Source organism: Anaerohalosphaeraceae bacterium (assembly GCA_035378985.1).
GTDB lineage: Bacteria > Planctomycetota > Phycisphaerae > Sedimentisphaerales > Anaerohalosphaeraceae > JAHDQI01.
Window position 1 is genome coordinate 179,630 of the sequence record DAOSUR010000003.1, and the last position, 20,380, is coordinate 200,009.

The 20,380-nt window shown below is 51.4% G+C and carries 18 protein-coding genes, 1 tRNA gene and 1 pseudogene; 7 read left to right on the top strand and 13 right to left on the bottom strand.

Annotated features, from left to right (window positions below):
* Positions 1 to 22: 22 nt before the first annotated feature.
* The 3 genes from tpx to PKY88_04255 form a co-directional block, all read right to left on the bottom strand.
* The gene (gene tpx / locus PKY88_04245; GenBank protein ID HOQ04404.1) at positions 23 to 538 is read right to left on the bottom strand and encodes a thiol peroxidase; all 516 of its coding nucleotides are present in this window, start codon (positions 536 to 538) and stop codon (positions 23 to 25) included.
* Between the two features lie 180 nt (positions 539 to 718).
* Positions 719 to 1,291, bottom strand: coding sequence for a rubrerythrin family protein (locus tag PKY88_04250; GenBank protein HOQ04405.1), 573 nt, complete (start codon positions 1,289 to 1,291; stop codon positions 719 to 721).
* The gene (locus tag PKY88_04255) at positions 1,282 to 1,755 is read right to left on the bottom strand and encodes a transcriptional repressor (GenBank protein HOQ04406.1); all 474 of its coding nucleotides are present in this window, start codon (positions 1,753 to 1,755) and stop codon (positions 1,282 to 1,284) included. Before PKY88_04255 ends, PKY88_04250 begins: the two co-directional genes overlap by 10 nt.
* 914 nt (positions 1,756 to 2,669) lie before the next feature.
* Here PKY88_04255 and aroF point away from each other — a divergent pair.
* Positions 2,670 to 3,689, top strand: coding sequence for a 3-deoxy-7-phosphoheptulonate synthase (gene aroF / locus PKY88_04260; protein HOQ04407.1), 1,020 nt, complete (start codon positions 2,670 to 2,672; stop codon positions 3,687 to 3,689).
* On the opposite strand, the gene PKY88_04265 is transcribed toward aroF, so the two are convergent.
* The 4 genes and pseudogenes from PKY88_04265 to rpsO form a co-directional block, all read right to left on the bottom strand.
* Positions 3,684 to 5,126, bottom strand: a complete 1,443-nt coding sequence (locus PKY88_04265; protein ID HOQ04408.1) for a sigma-54 dependent transcriptional regulator — start codon at positions 5,124 to 5,126, stop codon at positions 3,684 to 3,686. The genes aroF and PKY88_04265 overlap by 6 nt on opposite strands.
* Before the next feature lie 97 nt (positions 5,127 to 5,223).
* Positions 5,224 to 5,418, bottom strand: a pseudogene (locus PKY88_04270) (cold-shock protein).
* A 117-nt stretch (positions 5,419 to 5,535) separates the two neighbouring features.
* Entirely contained in the window at positions 5,536 to 7,650 is a 2,115-nt protein-coding gene (gene pnp / locus PKY88_04275; GenBank protein ID HOQ04409.1) for a polyribonucleotide nucleotidyltransferase, read from the bottom strand.
* 109 nt (positions 7,651 to 7,759) lie between these two features.
* Entirely contained in the window at positions 7,760 to 8,026 is a 267-nt protein-coding gene (gene rpsO / locus PKY88_04280; GenBank protein HOQ04410.1) for a 30S ribosomal protein S15, read from the bottom strand.
* A gap of 200 nt (positions 8,027 to 8,226) precedes the next feature.
* Between rpsO and PKY88_04285 the strand changes: the two genes are divergently transcribed.
* The gene (locus tag PKY88_04285; GenBank protein HOQ04411.1) at positions 8,227 to 8,949 is read left to right on the top strand and encodes an NAD(P)H-hydrate epimerase; all 723 of its coding nucleotides are present in this window, start codon (positions 8,227 to 8,229) and stop codon (positions 8,947 to 8,949) included.
* A 14-nt stretch (positions 8,950 to 8,963) separates the two neighbouring features.
* On the opposite strand, the gene PKY88_04290 is transcribed toward PKY88_04285, so the two are convergent.
* Entirely contained in the window at positions 8,964 to 10,394 is a 1,431-nt protein-coding gene (locus tag PKY88_04290) for a hypothetical protein (protein ID HOQ04412.1), read from the bottom strand.
* A 227-nt stretch (positions 10,395 to 10,621) separates the two neighbouring features.
* Between PKY88_04290 and PKY88_04295 the strand changes: the two genes are divergently transcribed.
* Positions 10,622 to 11,428: a pseudouridine synthase gene (locus PKY88_04295; GenBank protein HOQ04413.1), complete on the top strand. Its 807-nt coding sequence runs from the start codon at positions 10,622 to 10,624 to the stop codon at positions 11,426 to 11,428.
* A gap of 178 nt (positions 11,429 to 11,606) precedes the next feature.
* Here the strand turns inward: PKY88_04295 and PKY88_04300 are convergent, their stop codons facing one another.
* Both PKY88_04300 and rsmD read right to left on the bottom strand, forming a co-directional pair.
* The gene (locus tag PKY88_04300) at positions 11,607 to 11,954 is read right to left on the bottom strand and encodes a response regulator (protein ID HOQ04414.1); all 348 of its coding nucleotides are present in this window, start codon (positions 11,952 to 11,954) and stop codon (positions 11,607 to 11,609) included.
* A gap of 42 nt (positions 11,955 to 11,996) precedes the next feature.
* Positions 11,997 to 12,602 carry a 16S rRNA (guanine(966)-N(2))-methyltransferase RsmD gene (gene rsmD / locus PKY88_04305; protein ID HOQ04415.1) on the bottom strand — a complete coding sequence of 202 codons (606 nt, stop codon included), beginning with the start codon at positions 12,600 to 12,602 and terminating at the stop codon, positions 11,997 to 11,999.
* 163 nt (positions 12,603 to 12,765) lie between these two features.
* Between rsmD and PKY88_04310 the strand changes: the two genes are divergently transcribed.
* Positions 12,766 to 13,644 carry an FHA domain-containing protein gene (locus PKY88_04310; protein ID HOQ04416.1) on the top strand — a complete coding sequence of 293 codons (879 nt, stop codon included), beginning with the start codon at positions 12,766 to 12,768 and terminating at the stop codon, positions 13,642 to 13,644.
* Between the two features lie 15 nt (positions 13,645 to 13,659).
* Here the strand turns inward: PKY88_04310 and PKY88_04315 are convergent, their stop codons facing one another.
* Positions 13,660 to 14,121 (bottom strand): YbhB/YbcL family Raf kinase inhibitor-like protein, encoded by a 462-nt coding sequence (locus PKY88_04315; GenBank protein ID HOQ04417.1) that lies wholly within the window; start codon positions 14,119 to 14,121, stop codon positions 13,660 to 13,662.
* A gap of 131 nt (positions 14,122 to 14,252) precedes the next feature.
* Between PKY88_04315 and PKY88_04320 the strand changes: the two genes are divergently transcribed.
* Complete coding sequence (locus PKY88_04320; protein HOQ04418.1) at positions 14,253 to 17,114, top strand: glycoside hydrolase family 31 protein; 2,862 nt, start codon at positions 14,253 to 14,255, stop codon at positions 17,112 to 17,114.
* Positions 17,115 to 17,121: 7 nt separating this feature from the next.
* Here the strand turns inward: PKY88_04320 and PKY88_04325 are convergent, their stop codons facing one another.
* A complete protein-coding gene (locus tag PKY88_04325) occupies positions 17,122 to 17,682 on the bottom strand; it encodes a DJ-1/PfpI family protein (protein HOQ04419.1) in 561 nt (186 codons plus the stop codon).
* A 176-nt stretch (positions 17,683 to 17,858) separates the two neighbouring features.
* Here PKY88_04325 and PKY88_04330 point away from each other — a divergent pair.
* A tRNA-Asp gene (locus tag PKY88_04330) sits at positions 17,859 to 17,932 on the top strand.
* Between the two features lie 88 nt (positions 17,933 to 18,020).
* Positions 18,021 to 18,662 carry a thermonuclease family protein gene (locus PKY88_04335; GenBank protein HOQ04420.1) on the top strand — a complete coding sequence of 214 codons (642 nt, stop codon included), beginning with the start codon at positions 18,021 to 18,023 and terminating at the stop codon, positions 18,660 to 18,662.
* 7 nt (positions 18,663 to 18,669) lie between these two features.
* On the opposite strand, the gene PKY88_04340 is transcribed toward PKY88_04335, so the two are convergent.
* Positions 18,670 to 20,380: family 78 glycoside hydrolase catalytic domain (locus tag PKY88_04340; GenBank protein HOQ04421.1), on the bottom strand; the 1,711-nt coding region annotated here is incomplete at its 5' end.

Here is a 20,380-nt window from a genome sequence, read left to right on the forward strand (position 1 = left end):
TTCTCCTGAAAAGCAAAACATCTTATCGCATCATAGACAACGCATTCAGTACCGCATCATAATCCGGCTCGGTCGCCACTTCAGGCACCAGCTGGATATAGACGATTTTTCCATTTTTGTCGGCAATCATAACAGAACGGGCCAGCAAGTGCAGTTCTTTTATCAGCAAACCGGTCGCTTTCCCAAACGCCGCCTCTTTGTAGTCGGATGCAACACGAACGTGCTCGGCACCGGCTGCACCGCACCATCGTTTCTGGGCAAACGGCAAATCCATACTCACCGTCAAAACGACGGCTTTGTCCTGCAGTTTTTTGGCTTCTTCATTGAACCGACGCGTCTGTAAATCACAGATGCCGGTATCCAGAGAAGGAACGGTCGAAAGAATCAGCGTCTTGCCGCGAAAATCAGAAAGTCTGACATCCGATAAATCCGGTGCCGTCAAAACCACATCCGGCAGCGGGTCATTCACTTTCAATTCTCTGCCCACCAGCGTCAAGGGAGCCCCTTTGAATGCAATCAGCCCTTTTCGTTCCTGCATAGTATTATCCCTTTCCGTTTTGCAACCGGATCCGAACAAAACAATCAAAAAAACAGCTATGCCAATTTTTCTCATGTTCTTATCCATCCCTTCAGGAAGTCCGACCGGCTGCAGGTCTGTCAGTCGGCCGGAACGTTCCTGAAAGGCAAACCGTCCCCTCCGGCTTGGTTATTTCAACAATTAATAATTGACCGCTTCCAATTCAAAAAAGGCCTGCGGATGCGCACAGGCCGGACAGGTTCCCGGGGCTTCAAGCCCTTCGTGAACATATCCGCAGTTCCTGCATACCCAGCGCTGCGGCTTAGGCCGCTTGAATACCTTTCCTTCTTTAATGTTTGCCTGTAAAGCCAGATATCGATCGCGATGTCTGGCCTCTGCAACCGCTATCCTGCGGAATACACCGGCAATCTCCTTAAACCCCTCCTGTTCCGCTACTTTTGCAAATTCCGGATACATCACGGTTGTTTCGTAGTTTTCACCGTGTGCTGCTTCTGCCAGATTTTGTTCAGTGGTCCCTATTACACCCGCCGGAAAAGCAGCGCAAATCTCCACCTCACCGCCTTCCAGAAATTTGAACAGCCGTTTGGCATGTTCTTTTTCCTGTTCAGCTGTTTCCATAAAGATGGCGGCTATCTGCTCATACCCTTCCTTTTTAGCCTGACCAGCAAAATACGTATACCGATTGCGGGCCTGAGATTCTCCGGCAAAGGCCGTCAGCAAATTCTTTTCCGTCTTGGTTCCTTTTACTGACATACTGCACTTCTCCCTTCTTCTAACTGTTCCTTTTGTTCCAAACAACGCTTACAAATGCCTTCAAAATAAACGCTTTTTCGTAAAACGGTACATTGATCCGCCAAACAGGACGGAATTTCAATTGTCTCAAATGGTTCATACTGAAAATCGATGATGGTGCCGCACCGCAGACACCGAAAGTGCTGGTGGTCTTCCAGCCCGCCGTCATAGCGTTTCGGCTGGCCGGTGCCTTCAACCAGAAAAGCCGCCCCGATTTGGAGCAGAGTATTGAGTGTACGGTTAACCGTATCCAGAGAAATGCTCGGCATCTCTCTTCGAACCTGCCGATAAACCTCTTCGGCTGTCGGGTGTTCTTTGGATTCGAGCAATACCCTGAAAACCCCCAAACGCTGCGGGGTGATTTTTAACCCTTTTGACCGGCAGAGGGTTTCGAACTCTTTCAGCCTTTCCTCAATTGTTTTCACAGTCTCTTTGGACATCGATTTTATAATTTTTTACTAAATAGTATATGTTCTTATTTAGTTTTTGTTCTTATGCACATTAGATTTTTATTAAAAATAAAAAAAAAAGAGCACATTCTCTAAAGAGATTTAAACCGGATATCTACACAAGTCCCGTTTATTTCAGCGGTTGCGTAAAACCCATTCTTAAAGGGGCCGGGATTTACAAGAATTGTTCTGCCGATTTTGTCTTGAGATACGGCTTCGTGAATATGACCCGAGACAGCAAGAATCGGCTCCGTTTCTTCGATAAAAACCCGTATCGCACGGCTTCCCGTATGCTGACCTTGCGCAAACCTGTCCACAGATGTATTGAATGCGGGCTGATGGGAAACAAATACTAAGGGCAAGCTCGGCTTCGAAGCAGGTTTTATTTTTTGGAGAGCTTTTCGAAAAGGAGAATTCGGATATTCTTTTTCCCGATTAAATGCGGCGGGTTCTGTTCCGCTTATTCCGGCAAAACAAAGATTCTGATGCTCCACAACTTTTCCATCCAGAAGCGCCCCCCTGTCTTCCAGCAACTCGGCAACGCCCGAAGGGTCACAATTTCCCGAAACACCTAAGATCACCGGGCAATGCTCCTCCAGAACAGATAATATCCGACGGACCTGCTCCAATCCGCCGAAATTGGCGATATCCCCCGCCAAAAGTACAGCATCATGGCCCCCCGCGATGCGTTCCAGCCCATCGACTCTGTTATGCAAATCTGCTAACAGTAAAAGTTTCACAGTAACCCCGCTCTTTTGTCTCAGGATTCTATCCTGCCGAGATGTCAGGGTCAAAATCTTTCTAACCCTTTTGCTTTCTTGAAAAAACTTTCTGCAGATGTTAGATTTCTTTTTTTCTTACGAGATTATGTTTCCGGAAAGAAAAACAATATGATTGTTGTAATGAAGCCAGGGGCCGCTGAGGCCCATATTCAGCACGTTGTCAAATTAATCCGCGAGTACGGTCTGAAAGAACATATTATTTACGGAACGGACCGAACCGTGATTGCCTGTCTGGGCGATAAACGGGCTGTGGACAAGGGAGCCATCGAAAACGCACCGATGGTGGAAAAGATTGTTCCGATTCTGGCCCCCTATAAAATGGCTTCTCTCGAAGTCAAAAAAGAACGCACCGTTATCTCCATTGGTCCAAAACAATTTCCTATCGGGGGAACCAAAATCGGCGTCATCGCGGGTCCCTGCGCCGTAGAAAGTCGAGAACAGGTTCTCCAGACCGCCCGTCAGGCCGCCGCAGCCGGATGTATCGGCTTTCGCGGAGGCGCCTTCAAGCCCCGCACCAGCCCCTACAGCCACCAGGGGCTCGGCAAAAAGGGGCTGGAATTCCTTGCAGAAGCCAGAGAGGAAACCGGTTTAGCCATCGTCACGGAAGTGGTCGGTTTGGAACAAATCGAAGAGATTCTTCCGGTGGCCGATGTTCTGCAAATCGGCGCTCGAAATATGCAGCATTATCCGCTGCTGGAAGCGATTGGCCAAACGAAAAAACCGGTTTTGCTCAAACGAGGAATGAGCGCCACACTGGATGAGTTTCTCCTGGCCGCAGAGTATATTATCAATGCCGGCAATCCCAATGTGATTCTTTGTGAACGAGGTATCCGCACGTTTGAAACCTATGTTCGCAACACACTGCCGCTGGCGATTATTCCCGCCCTGCGGGAGCGAACCCACCTGCCGATTGTCATTGATCCTTCCCATGGGACAGGCCATGCATACATGGTCCCCTCGATGTGTTTAGCCGCCGTTGCCGCAGGTGCTGACGGTCTGCTTATCGAGTGTCATCCCGACCCTGAACATGCAATCTCGGATGGAGCCCAATCGATCACACCGGAAGTGCTGACTCAACTGATGGTTCGACTCAGAAAAGTCGCTCAAGCCGTCGAACGGGATTTATAGATTGTACTCCTTGATTTTTCGGTAAAGCGTGCGCTCTCCGATTTTCAGGATACGCGCCGCTTCAGCGCGATTATGTCCGGTCATTTCGAGCGTTCGCCGGATGTGTTCGCGTTCGACCTCCTCCAGTGATTTGCCCGCCATCTCCCTGAAAAACGAGTCGCCGCCTTCGGCAGCTCCAGCCGAAAAAGCATTCAAAACAATCGGCTCTTTCTCTTTTTTGTCCAACTCCACCAGACCTCCTTCATCTGTATATGAAGTCGGCGAAGGAGCTTCCAGCTGTTTGAGACGGGAAATTTCCGGCGGTAAATCCTGCAAATCCAGGATATCTTTCTCACACATCACAACCATTGTCCGCACGACATTTCTCAACTGACGGATATTCCCCGGCCAGGAATAAGCCATCAGCGCCCGCATAGCCGGTTCCGTAATCAGGTGAATATCCCGTCCGGTGTCTTCACACGCCTCCTTGAGAAAATACCCGAACAGTTCCGGGATGTCCTGCGGACGCTTTCGAAGAGGAGGAAGCGTAACAGCCGCCTCTTTGATGCGGAAATACAAATCCTGACGAAATTTTTTCTGCTCCACCAGTGCCGCCAGGTCATGATTGGTTGCACTGATCACCCGAACATCCACAACAATAGAATGGCTGGCTCCGACGGGACAAATGATTCCATCCTCGAGAACCCGCAGCAGCTTGGCCTGCATCGGCAGAGGCATATCCCCGATTTCGTCCAGAAAAAGTGTTCCTCCGTCGGCAATCTGGAAAAGTCCCTTTCTGTCGCCGGTGGCCCCCGTGAAAGCCCCTTTTACATGACCGAAAAGTTCACTTTCCAGAAGCGTCTCTGCCAGACCTGCACAATTGATCGGACAGAAAGGTCCGTCCTTCCGACGCGAATTTTCGTGAAGAGCTCTCGCGGTCAGTTCCTTGCCTGTACCGGATTCCCCTTCAATCAGCACACTCAAATCCGTGGGGGCAACGCGGCGAAGGATGCGATAGACACTCTGCATCAGAGGGCTCCGGCTGTGCACGCCGGGGAAGACAAAATCATCGACTACTTTTGTCTGCAGGATACCGGGGACGGCCTGCTCGACCAGAGTCCGCAGCTGCTCAGGAGGCACCGGTTTAGCCAGATAATCCCAAGCCCCCCGCCGCATGGCCTGTTTGCAAGTCTCAATCGTAGGAGAAGAAGAGGTAATGACAACCGGAACAGCAGCGCGACGGACCTTAACCGCTTCCAGAAGAACAAAACCATCCGTCCCCCCGTTGAGGTTCAAATCGCAAATCACCAAACAAAGCCCCTCATTTTGGAGAGCATCAAGGGCTTGCCGGGTCGTCTGTACCCAGAGGACCTGAATGGAATCCAAAAAGAGCTCTTCCAGCACCTCCACATGCTGGCGCTCCTCATCGGCAACCAAAATCACCGGCTTTTTGCCCATCGTGCATCCGGAAAAACTACTTTTTTCTTTTTTTCCGCGTCGATTCCTCTGCAGTCTTTTCGGGCGCCGGAAGGTGTCCTTTAGGGGGTTGTCCGCCAATCACCCGGACATTTCGAGCCTGAAGCCCCTTGGGAGTCCGGACCCACTCATATTCCACGAGCTGGTCATGAACCAGACGCCGATATCCTTCCTGCAGGATAGCGGTATAATGGACAAATACATCCTGCCCGTCCGGTCCGAAAATAAATCCAAATCCCTTGACAGGATCAAACCATTTCACTGTCCCTGTCATCCTTATCCCTCCCTCTGCGAACGCCAAGAGGTTTTTTCGTCATTTCGCCCACTCTGCCGCCGCGCTGTTCATAGGTGCATTGTCACCCCTTCCCGCTGCGGCAGGACTTCACCGAATTTATTTCTTCTCGCTGATTCCCTTCTCCTGCAGGACAGCTTTCCGACTGAGCTTAAAACGCCCCTGTTCATCGATGGAAATCAGTTTTACATCAATGGTATCACCGACCTTGCAGACATCCTGGACATTTTTGACATATCCGTCCGACAATTCGCTGATATGACATAGTCCTTCCACGCCCGGGGTAATTTCCACAAACACACCGAAATCCTTGGCGGCCACAACTTTGGCATTCCGGTAAATCCGCCCGACCTGCGGCGGCGTGGTCATCGCTTCAATGATATCCCGTGCGACCAAATGCCCGTCTCCGCCGACACAGCTGATGGAAATCGTCCCGTCTTCTTCAATTTCAATCAAAGAGCCCGTCTGCTCCTGAATGCTCTTGACCATCTTGCCGGAAGGACCAATTACTTTGCCGATGTATTCCGGGTCAATCTTAATGGTAATAATCTTCGGGGCATAAGGACTCAGAGCCGGACGCGGTTTCTCAATGGTCTGCTTCATAATTTCCAGAATCTGCAGACGTGCCTGGCGAGCCCGCTCCATGGCCGCCACCATAATCTCGTGAGGAAGTCCTTCGGCCTTGATATCCAGCTGAATGGCGGTAATTCCCGTATCCGTGCCGGCAATCTTAAAATCCATATCGCCGTAATGGTCTTCGTCCCCGATAATATCAGTCAGCAGTTCATACCGGCTTCCTTCCGTAACCAGCCCAATGGAGATGCCCGCCACCGGCTTCAGAATGGGAACGCCCGCATCCATCAGAGCCAGTGTACCTCCGCAAACGGAGGCCATTGAACTGGAACCGTTGGACTCCGTAATGTCCGAAACGATTTTAATGGTATAGGGAAAATCTTCTTCTTTGGGTTTGACCTGTTCGAGGGCCTTCTCCGCCAGGGCACCATGCCCGATTTCGCGACGGCTGGGACCGCGAACCGGACGCACTTCTCCCACACAAAACGGCGGGAAATTGTAATGCAGCATAAAACTCTGGGCATATTCCTCCGTCAGGCCGTCAATCGTCTGCTCATCCCGGCCTGTACCAAGCGTGCAGGTTACCAACGCCTGGGTCTCCCCGCGGGTAAAGAGCGCAGAACCGTGGGAACGGGGCAGAAGACCCACCTGACAGGAAATCGGACGCAGCTCCGTGAACCGGCGCCCGTCGGGACGTTTGCCTTCGAGAAGGAGTTTGCGAACCTCCGTCCGCTGGACCTTCTCGAGAATACGCTTTACGTCCCGAAGCGTCGCCCTGGGCTCAGCATTTTCAGGCACCACGTACTCCGCTACAATCTGCTCGGCAATCTGCTCAAGAGCCAGCTTCCGCTCACTCTTGCCGTGAATCTGGTAGGCCTGACGATAAGCCGTCGAGGTCTTTTCCGTAATCTCCGCTACAAGCTGCGGATCAAGCTCGGATACTGTCATTTCCTTTTCCTGACCGCATCGGGCAGCCAGTTCATCAATCAGGTCGCACACCTGTCGGACAACCTGATGCGCCTGGGCAATTGCATCGGCAGCCTGTTCTTCGGGAATCTGTTTGGCATCGACTTCGATCATATTGACGGCTTCGCGTCGGCCGGCCAAAACCAAATTAAAATCACTTTTTTCCCGTTCATCATACGTGGGGAAAAAGATGTATTTGCCGTCCACACGGCTCAGCCGGCAGGCCCCAACCGGACCCAAAAAAGGAATCTTGCTGATAGCCAAAGCGGCACTGGAGGCAATCATCGCCAAGACATCCGGGTCATAAAGAGGATCCGCACTGAGAACTGTTGCAATAATCTGAACCTCATTGAAATACCCGTCCGGAAAAAGAGGTCGGATGGGTCGGTCAATCATCCGGGCGGTCAGGATTTCCTTCGTCGTAGGTCTTCCCTCTCTTTTGATGAATCCCCCCGGAAACCGGCCGGCTGCACTGTATTTTTCCCGATACTCCACATTCAAAGGAAAATAGTCAATATCCTCCGAACGCTGTTCCGCTGAAACAACGGTAGATAAAACCATTGTTTGACCAATTTGGGCAACCACTGCTCCATGAGCTTGGCGGGCGATTTGCCCGGTCTCCAGCGAGAGCATCTTCCCGCCAATCATTTTTTCGACTCGATGTATTGAGAACATTCGGTTTATCCTAACAAATACCCAACTTTTTCTTGTCTATCTACAAACTCCACTTTCTCAAAAGGACAAAACTAACATGCCCAAATGAGGTATTTAAAGGAATAGGGCCCTACTTTCGGAGCCCCAGACGGGAAATGATCGTGCGATACCGGTTGATATCCTTGTTCCGAATATATTTGAGCAAGGAAGACCGTGTTCCAACCATTTTCAAAAGCCCTCGCCGTGACGAGTGGTCTTTGGGATGATTTTTCAGGTGTTCAGTAAGTTCGTTAATCCGGCCTGTCAAAATGGCAATTTGCACTTCCGGTGAACCTGTGTCTTTCTCGTTTGTCTTGTAATCCGAGATAATTTTTCCCTTCATTTCCTTTGTCAACATCTTTGTCTTTGCCTTTCCACGCCGACACAGAGCCCCAATGGCCCCTTAAGTCTTTTCTTTTACATATCTTACACACATTTTTTCTTTTTTCTCGGTTCGTCATTATAGCAGATTGGATACAATTATCAACCGTTTTTTCGCAAAGAGATAATTTTAGAGAGGAACTTCTATCCGTAAAAAGAGCTGCTATAATCGGCAATATGCTGATTCATTACTGGGATGGAAACAATACAAATGAATTGGGGGTAATGAGCCGTCAGGAAGTCCGGGCTTTCGACCGCTGGGCTATTGAACAAATGCATATCCCCGGAGCCGTCCTGATGGAAAATGCCGGTCGAGGCGTTGCAGAATGCCTGCTGAGAAACCTGCAGAAAAAACCTCCATCCCGTGTCGTAATTTTTTGCGGGTCGGGCAACAACGGCGGAGATGGTTTCGTTATCGCCCGTCATCTGGCCAATTCGGGCGTAATAACCTCCGTAATTCTTTGCGGCCGGCCTGAACGGCTCGGAACAGATGCAAAACTGCATCTGGAGATTATCGAGGCAATGGGACTCGAAATCCGCTCCCTTGAGCGGAATGCCAGAATCCACAAGCAGGTGAAGGCGTTTACGGAAACAGCGGACTGGATAGTAGATGCGCTTCTGGGAACCGGTCTGGAAGGGACACTTAGTGAAGATACAGCCGAGCTGATAGCGGCCGTCAATGCCGCCGAAAAACCTATTCTGGCTGTGGACATCCCCTCCGGTCTGGACTGCGATGAGGGAATCCCGCTTCCTGTCTGCATTGAGGCAAAAGGAACTGTCACCTTTGCGGCCCTGAAACGCGGCTTTCTCCAATGTCCGGAAAGCAGACAAGCAACAGGGGATATTTACGTTGCCTCTATCGGAATCAAACCGATTTTCTGGAAAAGCCGGCAAAAGTAATCGTTTGTTCCGATTCAGTTCTTTGAAGCCAGCGTTTCGTATCCGAGCAGATAATAAAACTGCTTGAGATTAAAAACAGGGACGGAAAGCAGTTCGGCCTTCTGAAGGACTGCAGCGTACTGGGCCGCATGTGCCTGCGCCTCCTCATAACGCTGCTGAGCAGCCGGATTCAGTTCCAGTTCGGTCTGAGTCGGTTTGGGAAGGCGACGCGGCGAGTCTCCCATAACGACGAAATCTGTATTGACCGTAATTTCATCCTCCAGCGTGCCCCCCCATCGCAAAATCATTTCTCGAATTCGCTCCGCTCCATCCGCTTCCGGAGTCCCGTCTCCGTTGATGTCAAATTCACCAGATATATAGAAGCGATTGCTGGTCTTGGCGTCCCAAATCAGGTTAGCTACAATGTCATCCAGAACAATCGGATTTTTAACCGAAGAACGCAGGATACGAGCCGCCGAAACATTGGGGCTTACCTGAAAGACTTCAATCTCCGCCTTGCCTTGGCCGTCCTCCGGCAGCGGTGCATTGCGGTCATAGACCGCAAAAGTCAAACCGCGATAAACATGATCCTCCATTCCTACATTGAGGTAAAGAACGCCGTTTTGGAAATCAATCTGCAGGATTTTTGCATCGGGCTTGAAAGCCGCCGCCGCAACATTGGGACGCGGCTTGATGCCTTCAATTTTCTCCATGGCGGTTCGGAGAGCGGTTTCGGTTTGCTGAAGCTTTTCCTGAAGTTCCGTAGCTTCCAGCTGCTTTTGACGAAGCTTGGCCTGTTCTTCTTCCAAACGATTCCGCAGCGTCTGAATCTGCTGATCGGCCGTCATTTCAATCATCTTTTTGAGTTCATCATAGCGAGACTGGATTTCATTGGCATTCTGCTGATAAAGCAATGCTTCCTGACGAAGCTTTTCTTCCCGGATAAGGGCCTGCTGAGAGGCCATGGTAAAATCATTTTGAAGCTGCTGATACTGCTGCCGAAGGGTCTCCATTTCCTGGCGAGTCAAATCAAGAGTCTTCTTCAGATTAGCAATGGCCTGGAGCAAAGCGATTCCGTTCGGCCCGTACGCAGGGCTCAAGTCCGCTCCCAAAGACTCCTGCAGTTCCGTAATTTTCATTGCAATCAGATTCAATTTGACGGTGGCCGGCGTATTTTCATCCGGTTCAATTCCGAGAATGGTTCGAACCAGCTGATTAAACAAAGCATTCATTGTACCCAGATAACTCTTGCCGGACTCCGATTTGCCGACAATCCGGCCGACAGCGTTCTGCTCAGCGGGTGTGGCAAATTTGGCCAAGTCGGCCCTGGCAGCTGCTTCAGCCCCTTGATACTCTTCGGCTTGCAGGTAAAAAATAACAGCCAGAGTGGCAGCAATCAGGAACAGAACCACAAACGTTACCAAGGCGATTTTCATCGCATTGCTTTGTCCGGCTCGTACAGCCATGCCTAAGACTCCTTATCCAAATGTTTTTTACCGCCTCACCACCCCGTATGGGGGGAAGAAAGAAAAAAGATAATATCCTCGTTTCAGAACAATCTGTCAATAAAAAAGGGGGCAAAGCGGAGTTTTTCGGAACAGCAGACCTCTTCATTGAAACGCAAAGGCAGGTATGGTATAGTACCGGCTCAATGAGAAAGAAAAAAGGACAACCATCGAATGTACACTCCGGGATGCCGAAACCGGGCCAGCAGCGTCTTCAGCGCATCCTGGCGGCGGCGGGCATCGATTCTCGCCGGAAATGCAAGGCCCTGATTCTCGAAGGTGCCGTCACAGTCAACGGCCAGGTTGTCAACCAGATGCCCGCATTTGCCGACCCGGAAAAAGATGATATTCGGGTTTACGGGGAGCGAATCCGCCGGCCGGAAAAATGCTATTATCTCCTCAATAAGCCCAAAAATGTCATCTGCACGAATTATGACCCGCTCGGACGCCGCCAGGCCGTCGATTTAATCCCCTGCAACAAACGGATTGTCTGTGTCGGACGGCTGGACGCTGACACAACAGGGGCCCTGCTGCTGACCAATGACACAGAACTGGTCAACCGGCTCACCCACCCGAGTTTCAAAGTCCCGAAAACGTATGAAGTGGAAGTAAATGGGAGAATGGAGAGCCAGCATATCGAAAAACTAAAGAAAGGGGTCTGGCTTGCGGAAGGGAAAACGGCTGGCGCAGCTGTCAAAGTGCTTCGTCGAACCAACTTTGAAACAACATTGGAAATAACCATAAAACAAGGGCTCAATCGTCAAATTCGACGCTCCTTCGCACGGCTCGGATTTAAGGTCAAATCCTTAAAACGCATAAAAATCGGCAATCTAAGCATCAAAGGCATTCCAATCGGCGGATATAAAGAGCTGACTATCGGACACATAAAGGGACTTTTGCGAAGCTGTTCCCAGACCAAACCAACTTCGACCATTCCCCAGTCAGAAAGTCAACTGGAAGCCATCGAACCCCCTGAAACAGAGATGAAAGAATAATACTCCATTTGCCTTTCGGAGAATTATTTCCTATCTTTTAAACAACCCAGCGGGGGGATTTGCTGCATGATTTGAACTTGTAATGTGGGTACAGATTTCTTCGTTCAAGAATTCCCCTGCCTCGTTACCTCGTTTCGCCTGGTCCGGGCCGGTTTGACCCATCGCCGGTCCGGATTTTTTATGAAGGCAATCCCAGTTTGGCCAGCACCTGACCAATCCGGTCAAAATTCATCTTGTTGCAGACATCACTGGCACCCGCAGCCAAAAGCAGTTCATTGGCTTCATCTTTTGCCGAGATTCCGATAATGGGGATTTCGTATCCTGATTTTCGAATATATTTGACCAGTTCGCTGCCTTTGCAGTCCGCTAAATCGTAATCGACCATAACCACATCAAAGCCGCCTATGTCAAATTCATGCTGGGCATCCATCACCAGCGAACGAATCACCACTTCGTGTTCTTTCAGGAATGCACTCACTACGACATGGGCAAAGGTTTCATGGCTTTCTACCAGCAAGATTCGCATTGTTTGGGCCCCGCAGAATGAAATCCCTGACTGAAATAAGATTTAAAAGCTTTTTTCTAAATCCTCCAGAAGTTTTTCCCGCGTCTGCTTCCGGAAGAAAGCAACTTTCATATTTCCCCACTCTCGTTTGTCAATCATTTCGAGCTGTCCATAAAGTTCAAGAACAACCGAACGCAAATGCGTTCGCAGAATGACAATGGCACCATCCTTGACCTGCAGATTGATTTGTTTCATCAGGCTGTAAACGTCACTGGCCATATCACAATTCCTGCTCATCTCATACGGCGGATCCACGAAAACCAAATCATACATTTCCTCCTGAACCGCCGCTCCGATTTTCAGTACGTTGTAGCAAATCGTGCGGGAGGATTTGAGAAAGCCGGCTTTTGCGATATTTCTATCCAGAATCTCCACAGTTCTGCGGTCCTTCTCTATAAAAGTCACCCACTTCGCCCCCCGGCTGAGGGCCTCTAATCCGAACGAGCCGGTCCCGCAGAAAAGGTCGGCCACCACGGCATCTGCAGGCAGGTCCCACTTCATCATAATATTGAAGATGGATTCCTTGACGCGATCGGTGATGGGTCTTGTATTGTTTCCCACCGGAGAGAAAAGCCGCATTCCCCGTCGTGAACCTGCTATAATTCTCATCGAAAACCTCAATAGAAATAGGAAATACAAACTTCTATTGTAGCCGGTTTCAGCTCTTTGACAATAAAAAGGTGGAAAATGTCCGCCGCATCTTACGTACCATTGACAGAAATTCGAGAAACCCGGTATAATTTCATTTGAAATCTGACAAGGAGAGGCGGCTATGAAATTATTCGTCAGTTTGAGCGGAAGCAGCGTTAACGAACTGACATTTGACCGGGGTCCCATTTATGTCGGCCGCCAGAAAGGCAGTCAGGTTTTTCTGCCGGATCCGGCCGTTTCCCGTCAGCATGCCGTCTTTTACACAACGAAAGACGGAGCCTGGATTATTGAAGACCTCGGCTCAGCAAATAAAACCTTTTTGAACCGTGTTGCGATTCATAAGGCCGAAATTAAAACCGGAGATACCATCCAGATTGCCGACTTCGAAATCCGTGTTCAGTTGGATGAGGAGGGAAATCACGCGGCTGAAATTAGTGAAAAGGATGATACCCTCGTCGGCACCCAAATCCGAAAGGAGCTGCATACCGTCGAGCGAAATCTGGATGCAGCGGATGCCCCGCCGATTCGTTTTCCGGCCAAACGCGTCCGGCAGCTTACCGAAGTAATCGACCAAATCTGCCACGAACGGTCTTTGGGCAAACTGCACAAAATTCTTCAGGAAGTTCTGCTTCGACAGTTTTCGGGCCTGCACGTCTGGGTTGCCCTGCGCCGCGAACCCAGCGGGCCGATGGAGGCCGAAGGAGGCCGCAAAATCACTACAGAAGCCGTCCAGCGGGTTGATTTAGCTGTCCCAAACAGTCTGGAAGAGGCCCTCGAAAAACACAAATTTATGCTGATCCACCAGCTGCCGCGTCCGATTATCAATCGAGGAATCCGCTCCGTGCTGATTGCCCCGGTGATGTACCAAAAAGACTGCTTCGGAATTTTCTACATCGAAAACTCCACCGAGCATTCCCATTACAGTCTGATGGATTTGGACTACCTGGTGCTTTTGGCCCTTTATACCGGCATCCTGATTCAGCGTCTGCGGGAGACCTAAACGCGTTTGTTCGTCTTACCGCCGCCGAGCGTATTTCCCCATCAATTGGGCCTGTCCGAGTATCCGGCCTTTCATGGCTTTTTCTAATTGAGCCCGTGAAGCACCGGCCGGCAGATCAAGGACGGTATTCAGTGCGTATAGCCGGAAAAAGTACCGGTGCGTTCCGCCGGGTGGTGCCGGCCCCCCATATCCGATTCGGCCGAAATCATTCACTCCCTGCCGGGCTCCATCGGCCAGCTGCTTTTGCATCGGCACATTCTCGGGCAGAGAGCCGGCATCTTTGGGGATATTCCAAATCAGCCAATGGACCCATGTGCCGACCGGGGCGTCCGGATCATCGCAAATCAAAGCAAGACTCTGAGTCTCCTGCGGCAGCCCCTCCCAAGCCAGCGGCGGCGAAATATCCTCCCCGTCGGCCGTGTATTTCGGCGGAATTATCTGCCCGTCGGCAAAAGCAGGACTCGACAATTTGAGCATGGCCTGTCCTCCTTTTTCAGACTGCTTTTTTTGCAAATTTCTTCGGCCTGTTTCCCTTGCTGTATAGATGGATTATATTGTTTGGTTTCCATGGGAGAAAGGAAAAAACTATCGGAGTTGAAAAGGAGAGGATGATGCCGCTCGAGTTGAAAAGATGGCATGTCGCCATTGTGGGTCTTTTAACGGCGGTTTTTGGGAGTTCCTGCCGACAGCAGACCGTACTGCCCCCTGCCTCCGGAACAGTAAAAGTTCTTCACAATGGAATTGAATGGACAAACGGACAATCCTTCACACGAATCCGTTTTTACGGAGACAACAAAGTTCGTGTGATAAAATGGGTAAATCCCGCGGTACCCGACCCTAACAGTTTGGTTGTCATTGCTTCCAACCGGGAGCGGGTAAAGCTGTCTCTGGCTGAAGATGCTTATCAGTTTGTTCTTTGCTCGGATGAGCTCACAGTCCGCCTATCCAAAGAAAACGGCACAATTGAATATCAGGACGCCGCCGGACAAACTCTGTTAAAGGAGCAAGGCCCCCCTGCCATTCATCCGATTGAGATTCCCTATGAAACAAACGTATTCACTCTGGAGCAGCGGTTCACCCTGCGTCCGGAAGAAGGGTTGTACGGTCTCGGCCAGCATCAGGACGGGTATATGAACTATCGGGGCAGAACGGTAACGCTGGTTCAATCCAACACGGAAGCGGCCATTCCGTTTTTGATTTCCACCGGCGGCTGGGGCATTCTTTGGGACAACTACTCGAAAACCGTTTTTTCCGACAGTCCAAGCGGAATGTTATTCCAATCGGAAGTCGGCCGCCAGATGGATTATTATTTCATCGCAGGCCGAACGATGGATGAGGTGATCGCAGGGTATCGAGACCTCACCGGACAAGCCCCGCTGTACGGCAAATGGGCCTACGGATACTGGCAAAGCAAAGAACACTACAAGACCCGTCAGGAGCTGCTGGGCATTGCAGAAGAGTACCGGCGGCGTCAAATCCCGATTGACAATCTCATTCAGGACTGGAACTACTGGGGCGGGAATAACAACTGGGGCGGAATGGTGTTTGACGAAACCCGCTATCCGAATCCCAAAGAAATGGTGGACCTGCTGCATCAGATGAATTTTCACCTGATGATTTCCATCTGGCCGGGGTTGGGACCGGATACAGCCGTTTTTAAAGAGATGGACCGAAACGGATTTCTCTATCCGCCGTTCGGCTGGGCCGGCTTTAAATACTATGACGCCTACAACCCGCAGGCCAACGCCGTCTATTGGAAATACCTGAAAGAGGGGCTCGTTTCGAAAGGGATTGACGGCTGGTGGATTGATTCGACGGAACCGGATGTGATTAACGCCCTGACCAAAGAGGGAACGGAGGCGTGGCTGAAATTCATCGGCAGAAATCATCGCGGTTCTTTTGCCCGCTATCTGAACACCTATTCGCTGGTGATGACGGATGCACTCTATCAAAACCTGCGAAAAGAGAATGAACAGAAACGCGTCTATATTCTGACCCGTTCGAGCTTTGCCGGCCAGCAGCGAAATGCCGCCGCAACCTGGTCCGGGGACATCGGCGCCAACTGGGAGACGTATCGCAAACAGATTTCCGCCGGTTTAAATCACTGCATGGCCGGTGTACCCTACTGGACGTTTGACATCGGCGGCTTTGTAATTGGAAGCTACGGCGGGGTTTTCTCCAACGGAGGCAAAGACCCGGCTTATCAGGAACTCTATACACGAATGTTTCAGTTTGGGGCGTTTTGTCCGATTTTTCGGGCCCACGGCTCAGAAACACCGCGGGAAATCTGGGAATTCGGGGACTTCACCGATACGCTGATTCGGTTTGACCGGCTTCGATATCGGCTCCTGCCCTATATTTACTCTCTGGCCTGGCGAATTTCCAGCGAGGGCTATACCCTGATGCGGGGTCTGCCGATGGATTTTGCCGATGACCGGCAAACTTATTCGATAGATGATGAGTTCCTGTTCGGCCCGGCCCTTCTGGTCTGCCCGGTCACGGAATATATGCGGCATCGTCCGCCGGAAGACAGCGTTTTGATTGGGCCTGAGCATTTCCGCACGCCGGACGGCAAGCGGGGACTGAAGGTGACCTACTACAGCGATGCAGACTTTCAGCAGGTCTGCCGGGAGCAAATGGAACCGACTATCAATCTGTTCTGGTACACCGGCTGGCCGGACTTTATTGAGGATGAAACCTTTTCGATGCGGTGGGAAGGCAAATTGATTCCCACACAAAGCGGGCCGCATCGGTTTCATATGAAAAGTTTCGGGCCCAAGCGGCTGTTTCTGGACGGCAAAGAGGTGCCCTGCAATTACTGGTCAGTGGAGTTCTATACCATTCCGGTCGAACTGGAAGCAGGCAGGACCTATGACTTTGCTTTCGAAACCTCTAATTCGGTCTTGGGGGCTTTCCGGGCCCAGCTGTTCTGGAAAACTCCAGAAATCCTTCGACGCGAAAAACAAACAGAACCGCGAAAGCAGACTCGGACGGTTTACCTGCCGGCGGGAACGGAATGGGTGGATTTCTGGACCGGAAAACGATTGGCGGGCGGACAGACGCTTCAAGCCGATGCGCCGATTGACAGAATCCCTCTGTACGTCCGTGCCGGCTCTATCATCCCGATGGGTCCGTTTGTTCAGTATGCCGCGGAAAAACCGGCAGACCCGATAGAATTACGAATCTATCCGGGCGCTGACGGTTCCTTTGTGCTCTATGAAGATGAAAATGACGGCTATCACTACGAAAAAGGGGCCTACAGCACCATCGTTTTTCAATGGAACGAACAGGAAAAGACCCTGACGATTGGAGAACGAAAAGGCTGCTTCGACGGGATGCTCAAAAACCGCACGTTTCAGGTTGTCTTTGTCCGGGACAATCACGGAACCGGCCTTGAAATCACGAAACAGCCGGATGCGCTCCTTTACTACAGCGGAGCCCCGCGACAGTACATCTGGAAAAAGCCGTGAGGACAGACTACGAAACCGGCGCCCATTTAACCAGCATGGCGGCAGCCACTTTTTCCGCTGCATTCCGGCCGTGAAGCCGTGAAACCAGCTCCAGCGCAAAGGGAATTGCTGTCCCCGGCCCCTGGCTGGTGATGCAGTTTTTATCCACAACCACCGGAGCAGACTGGGCGGAGGGCAGTTTGTCCTGCATCGAAGGATAACAGGTTGCCCGACAATCATTCAGAAGTCCGTGATGAGCCAGCACTACGGCGGGGGATGCACAAATCGCGGCAACCCAGCGGCCTTCTTTTTTCTGCTTTTTGAGCAGGTCAGTCAGGACCGCACAATCGCGCAGATGTTCGGCACCGGGCATTCCTCCCGGCAGTGCGATTAAATCATAGGTTTTGCCTTGGCAATCCCCTATCAGGCAATCCGCCGTCAAGTTCACATCTCGGGAGGCCTTGACTTGGAGAGACTGTACGGACGCAACGGTCACCTGCACGCCTCCCCGGCGAAGCACATCAATAATCGTAACGGCTTCAAGCTCTTCTGTTCCGTGTGCAATGGGTACCAGCGCTGTTTTGGGCATACTTTTACTCCTGTTTTTGCATTCATTAGGAATGATAGCACAGGAACACATTTAGGCAAGACCCAACAAAACAACCATAATGGATATACTAAGTCATATATGTTTTTCTCGCGAAATTTTGCCGAAAAAAAATTGACAAAAAGAAGTCCGGAGTTTTTATTATGGAGTCTCGATGTGGGGCCGTAGCTCAATTGGTTAGAGCATCGGACTGTCGATCCGAAGGTTGAGGGTTCGAGCCCCTTCGGCCTCGCTTCCTAAAACCCTGCAAAGGCTGATTTTGCAGGGTTTTTCTTTTTTTCTTACACTGCTGCGATACAATCAAAAAAGAAGGAGCGTTTATGAGCAGGCGAAAAACGATTCCATACGCCATCAGCCGCCGAAGGAAAAACGGTCTGTTGCTCTTCTGGCTCCTTCTTGTACCGGCAGGATTGGGGATTACTGACCATCGGTTCGGGGGGCCGCTTCGGTCGATTGTTCAGAGACATTTCTTTTACACCCCAGACCAAAAGCAATTTCACCTGCAAACCTTCCCCGTAATCGAGGTCATCGATGGAGATACTCTGGATATCCGCACGGACAGCGGGGAAGTTGTCCGTGTGCGGATGCTCGGCGTGGACACTCCGGAAACCAAACACCCGACTGTCGGTGTGATGTACTTTGGTCCAGAGGCATCCGATTTTGTCCGGCAGCTCATCGGCGCCGGTCCGGTCACTCTGCTGCTGGATAACGTCGGCGATCAGCGGGATTTATACGGCCGTCTTTTGGCATACGTCCGTCTGGAGGATGGACGAATCGTCAATGAAGAAATCATCCGAAACGGCTGGGGGTATGCAGACCTGCGGTTCGAACATTCCCGGTTTGCTCAATACGAAAAATGGATGGAAGAAGCCCTCGAAGAAAAACGAGGGCTCTGGAAAGAAGTCCGGCGGGAGCAGCTTCCGCAATGGCTGCGGGACAAACAGCCCCTGCTGCTCCGGTAAAAACGCCTCAAGGCAGTTTGGACTGAAACTGGTACCGTCCGGACGGAACGAGAATGACCGCCCTGCCGTCCTGCATCCGGAGAAAAACGGCCTCTCGAAAAGCGCCGAGCGGTTTTCCATTCACGCGGACATGCCGGGGGCTGTCTGCCGGAAGTGCCGCCTCCGCTGTTGTATTGCAGGGGACCGTCAGGGTAAGGACAAACTCCTTCTCTTTGCAGGACCAGGAGACCTCAATTGGGCCGTACAGAGAACGGTAAGTCCCTTTGCACCATCGCAGGTCTTCAACCGGTTCCGGCCAGACAAGAAATTTTCGAAAACCGGTTTCCTCCGGATGCGGCCGAATCCCGACAAGGCCCTGTCCAAACCACTGCTGAATATGGCCTAACATCAGATGATTCATCGAAGAGGTAGTCGTTGCATCCCAGGCCTCCGGCAATGAGGTCCAGCCCTGCTGCAGAATCCAGCCGTAACTTCCCCTATCTGTGCGGCTTGCTATCCGATAGAGAACATCGGAACGGCCGGAGTTCATCAAAACCCGCACCAGATAATGAAACCCAATATCACCGGCGGTCTGCTGCCAGTTTCGCTGCCGAAGGTCTTCGATAAGCGTTTCCAGAACCGACGAGCGGGCCTCCTGCGGCGGCAGAGAGAACACCAGAGCCATTGCATGGGCCGTCTGGGGGCTGCCGAAATTCTGATAGACCGCCCTGCCGTCGAAAAATTCGCTGTTGAAGCGACTTCTTATTTTGTCACAAAGGGCGCTGTATCGGCGGACGTCTTCGGTTTTCCCGAGCACCGCGGCGGCATCGGAAAGCGTTTGCGCACAGCCGAAAAAGATTGCCGCCGCCGTCAGCGTTTTCGGCGTAAAGCGGGACGGCCCCAGGGATTGGCCATGCCCGTAATCATACCAATCGCCCAAACCGGAAACGGGAATCAGATTGTCGGAAGTCGCCTCCATCCAGTCGACATAGCGCTTCATCATTTCGTAGTTCTCTTCAAGAATGCGGCGGTCGCTGTACCATTGAAACGTCAGCCAGGGGACAAAAACGCCTGCGGCCCCCCACTCGGGGCTGTACTGATAGGCCCCCTGGAAAACAGGAAAACTGGGCGCCACAGTGAAAATCTGCCCGCTCGAATCCTGTGAATCCCGGATATCCCGAGCAATTTTTCTGAAATATGCCGCCGCATCGTAATTCCAGAAAATCGAAGGCCCCATCAGGTAGGTTTGTTCAAGCCAGCCGAGTTTCTCCCGCTGGGGGCAATCCGTCAGGACATGAGCCATATTGCTCTGCACGGCCCAGTCAATCAGCCGGTCAATGTCATTGAAAAGGGTCATCGAACAAGCAAATGTGCCGACCCGCTCGGAAGCATTTCGCACCTGCACAGCCGACAAGTCCTTTATTACAGGCAGACCGTTCGGATTTGGAGTTCCTTCCGGAACAGCACCGGAGATTTCCAAATACTGAAACCCCGTATAACAAAAGACATCCGTCCAGATTTCTTCCCCATCCCCCCGCAGAGTATATTCCCAATAATTCGGCTTGCCGAGCCCTGCCTGATTGACACGGCCTCGGCCGTCATTGGTATTGCCGGTCTGGCCGTGCCGCTGTTCGGCAGGCGTCATTCGCACTGTCGAGCCCGCAGGCCCAGCAACCGTAATCTGCGGCACAAAGGAGGCGTTTTGTCCGAAATCATATACGAAAAAGCCCGGCTCCGGC

Bases quoted from the DNA above. Each gene is read 5' to 3' on its own strand.
- tpx (HOQ04404.1), bottom strand. From the start codon at position 538: ATGCAGGAACGAAAAGGGCTGATTGCATTCAAAGGGGCTCCCTTGACG.
- PKY88_04250 (HOQ04405.1), bottom strand. From the start codon at position 1,291: ATGTCAGTAAAAGGAACCAAGACGGAAAAGAATTTGCTGACGGCCTTT.
- aroF (HOQ04407.1), top strand. From the start codon at position 2,670: ATGATTGTTGTAATGAAGCCAGGGGCCGCTGAGGCCCATATTCAGCAC.
- PKY88_04265 (HOQ04408.1), bottom strand. From the start codon at position 5,126: ATGGGCAAAAAGCCGGTGATTTTGGTTGCCGATGAGGAGCGCCAGCAT.
- pnp (HOQ04409.1), bottom strand. From the start codon at position 7,650: ATGTTCTCAATACATCGAGTCGAAAAAATGATTGGCGGGAAGATGCTC.
- rpsO (HOQ04410.1), bottom strand. From the start codon at position 8,026: ATGTTGACAAAGGAAATGAAGGGAAAAATTATCTCGGATTACAAGACA.
- PKY88_04285 (HOQ04411.1), top strand. From the start codon at position 8,227: ATGCTGATTCATTACTGGGATGGAAACAATACAAATGAATTGGGGGTA.
- PKY88_04290 (HOQ04412.1), bottom strand. From the start codon at position 10,394: ATGGCTGTACGAGCCGGACAAAGCAATGCGATGAAAATCGCCTTGGTA.
- PKY88_04295 (HOQ04413.1), top strand. From the start codon at position 10,622: ATGCCGAAACCGGGCCAGCAGCGTCTTCAGCGCATCCTGGCGGCGGCG.
- PKY88_04300 (HOQ04414.1), bottom strand. From the start codon at position 11,954: ATGCGAATCTTGCTGGTAGAAAGCCATGAAACCTTTGCCCATGTCGTA.
- rsmD (HOQ04415.1), bottom strand. From the start codon at position 12,602: ATGAGAATTATAGCAGGTTCACGACGGGGAATGCGGCTTTTCTCTCCG.
- PKY88_04310 (HOQ04416.1), top strand. From the start codon at position 12,766: ATGAAATTATTCGTCAGTTTGAGCGGAAGCAGCGTTAACGAACTGACA.
- PKY88_04315 (HOQ04417.1), bottom strand. From the start codon at position 14,121: ATGCTCAAATTGTCGAGTCCTGCTTTTGCCGACGGGCAGATAATTCCG.
- PKY88_04320 (HOQ04418.1), top strand. From the start codon at position 14,253: ATGATGCCGCTCGAGTTGAAAAGATGGCATGTCGCCATTGTGGGTCTT.
- PKY88_04325 (HOQ04419.1), bottom strand. From the start codon at position 17,682: ATGCCCAAAACAGCGCTGGTACCCATTGCACACGGAACAGAAGAGCTT.
- PKY88_04335 (HOQ04420.1), top strand. From the start codon at position 18,021: ATGAGCAGGCGAAAAACGATTCCATACGCCATCAGCCGCCGAAGGAAA.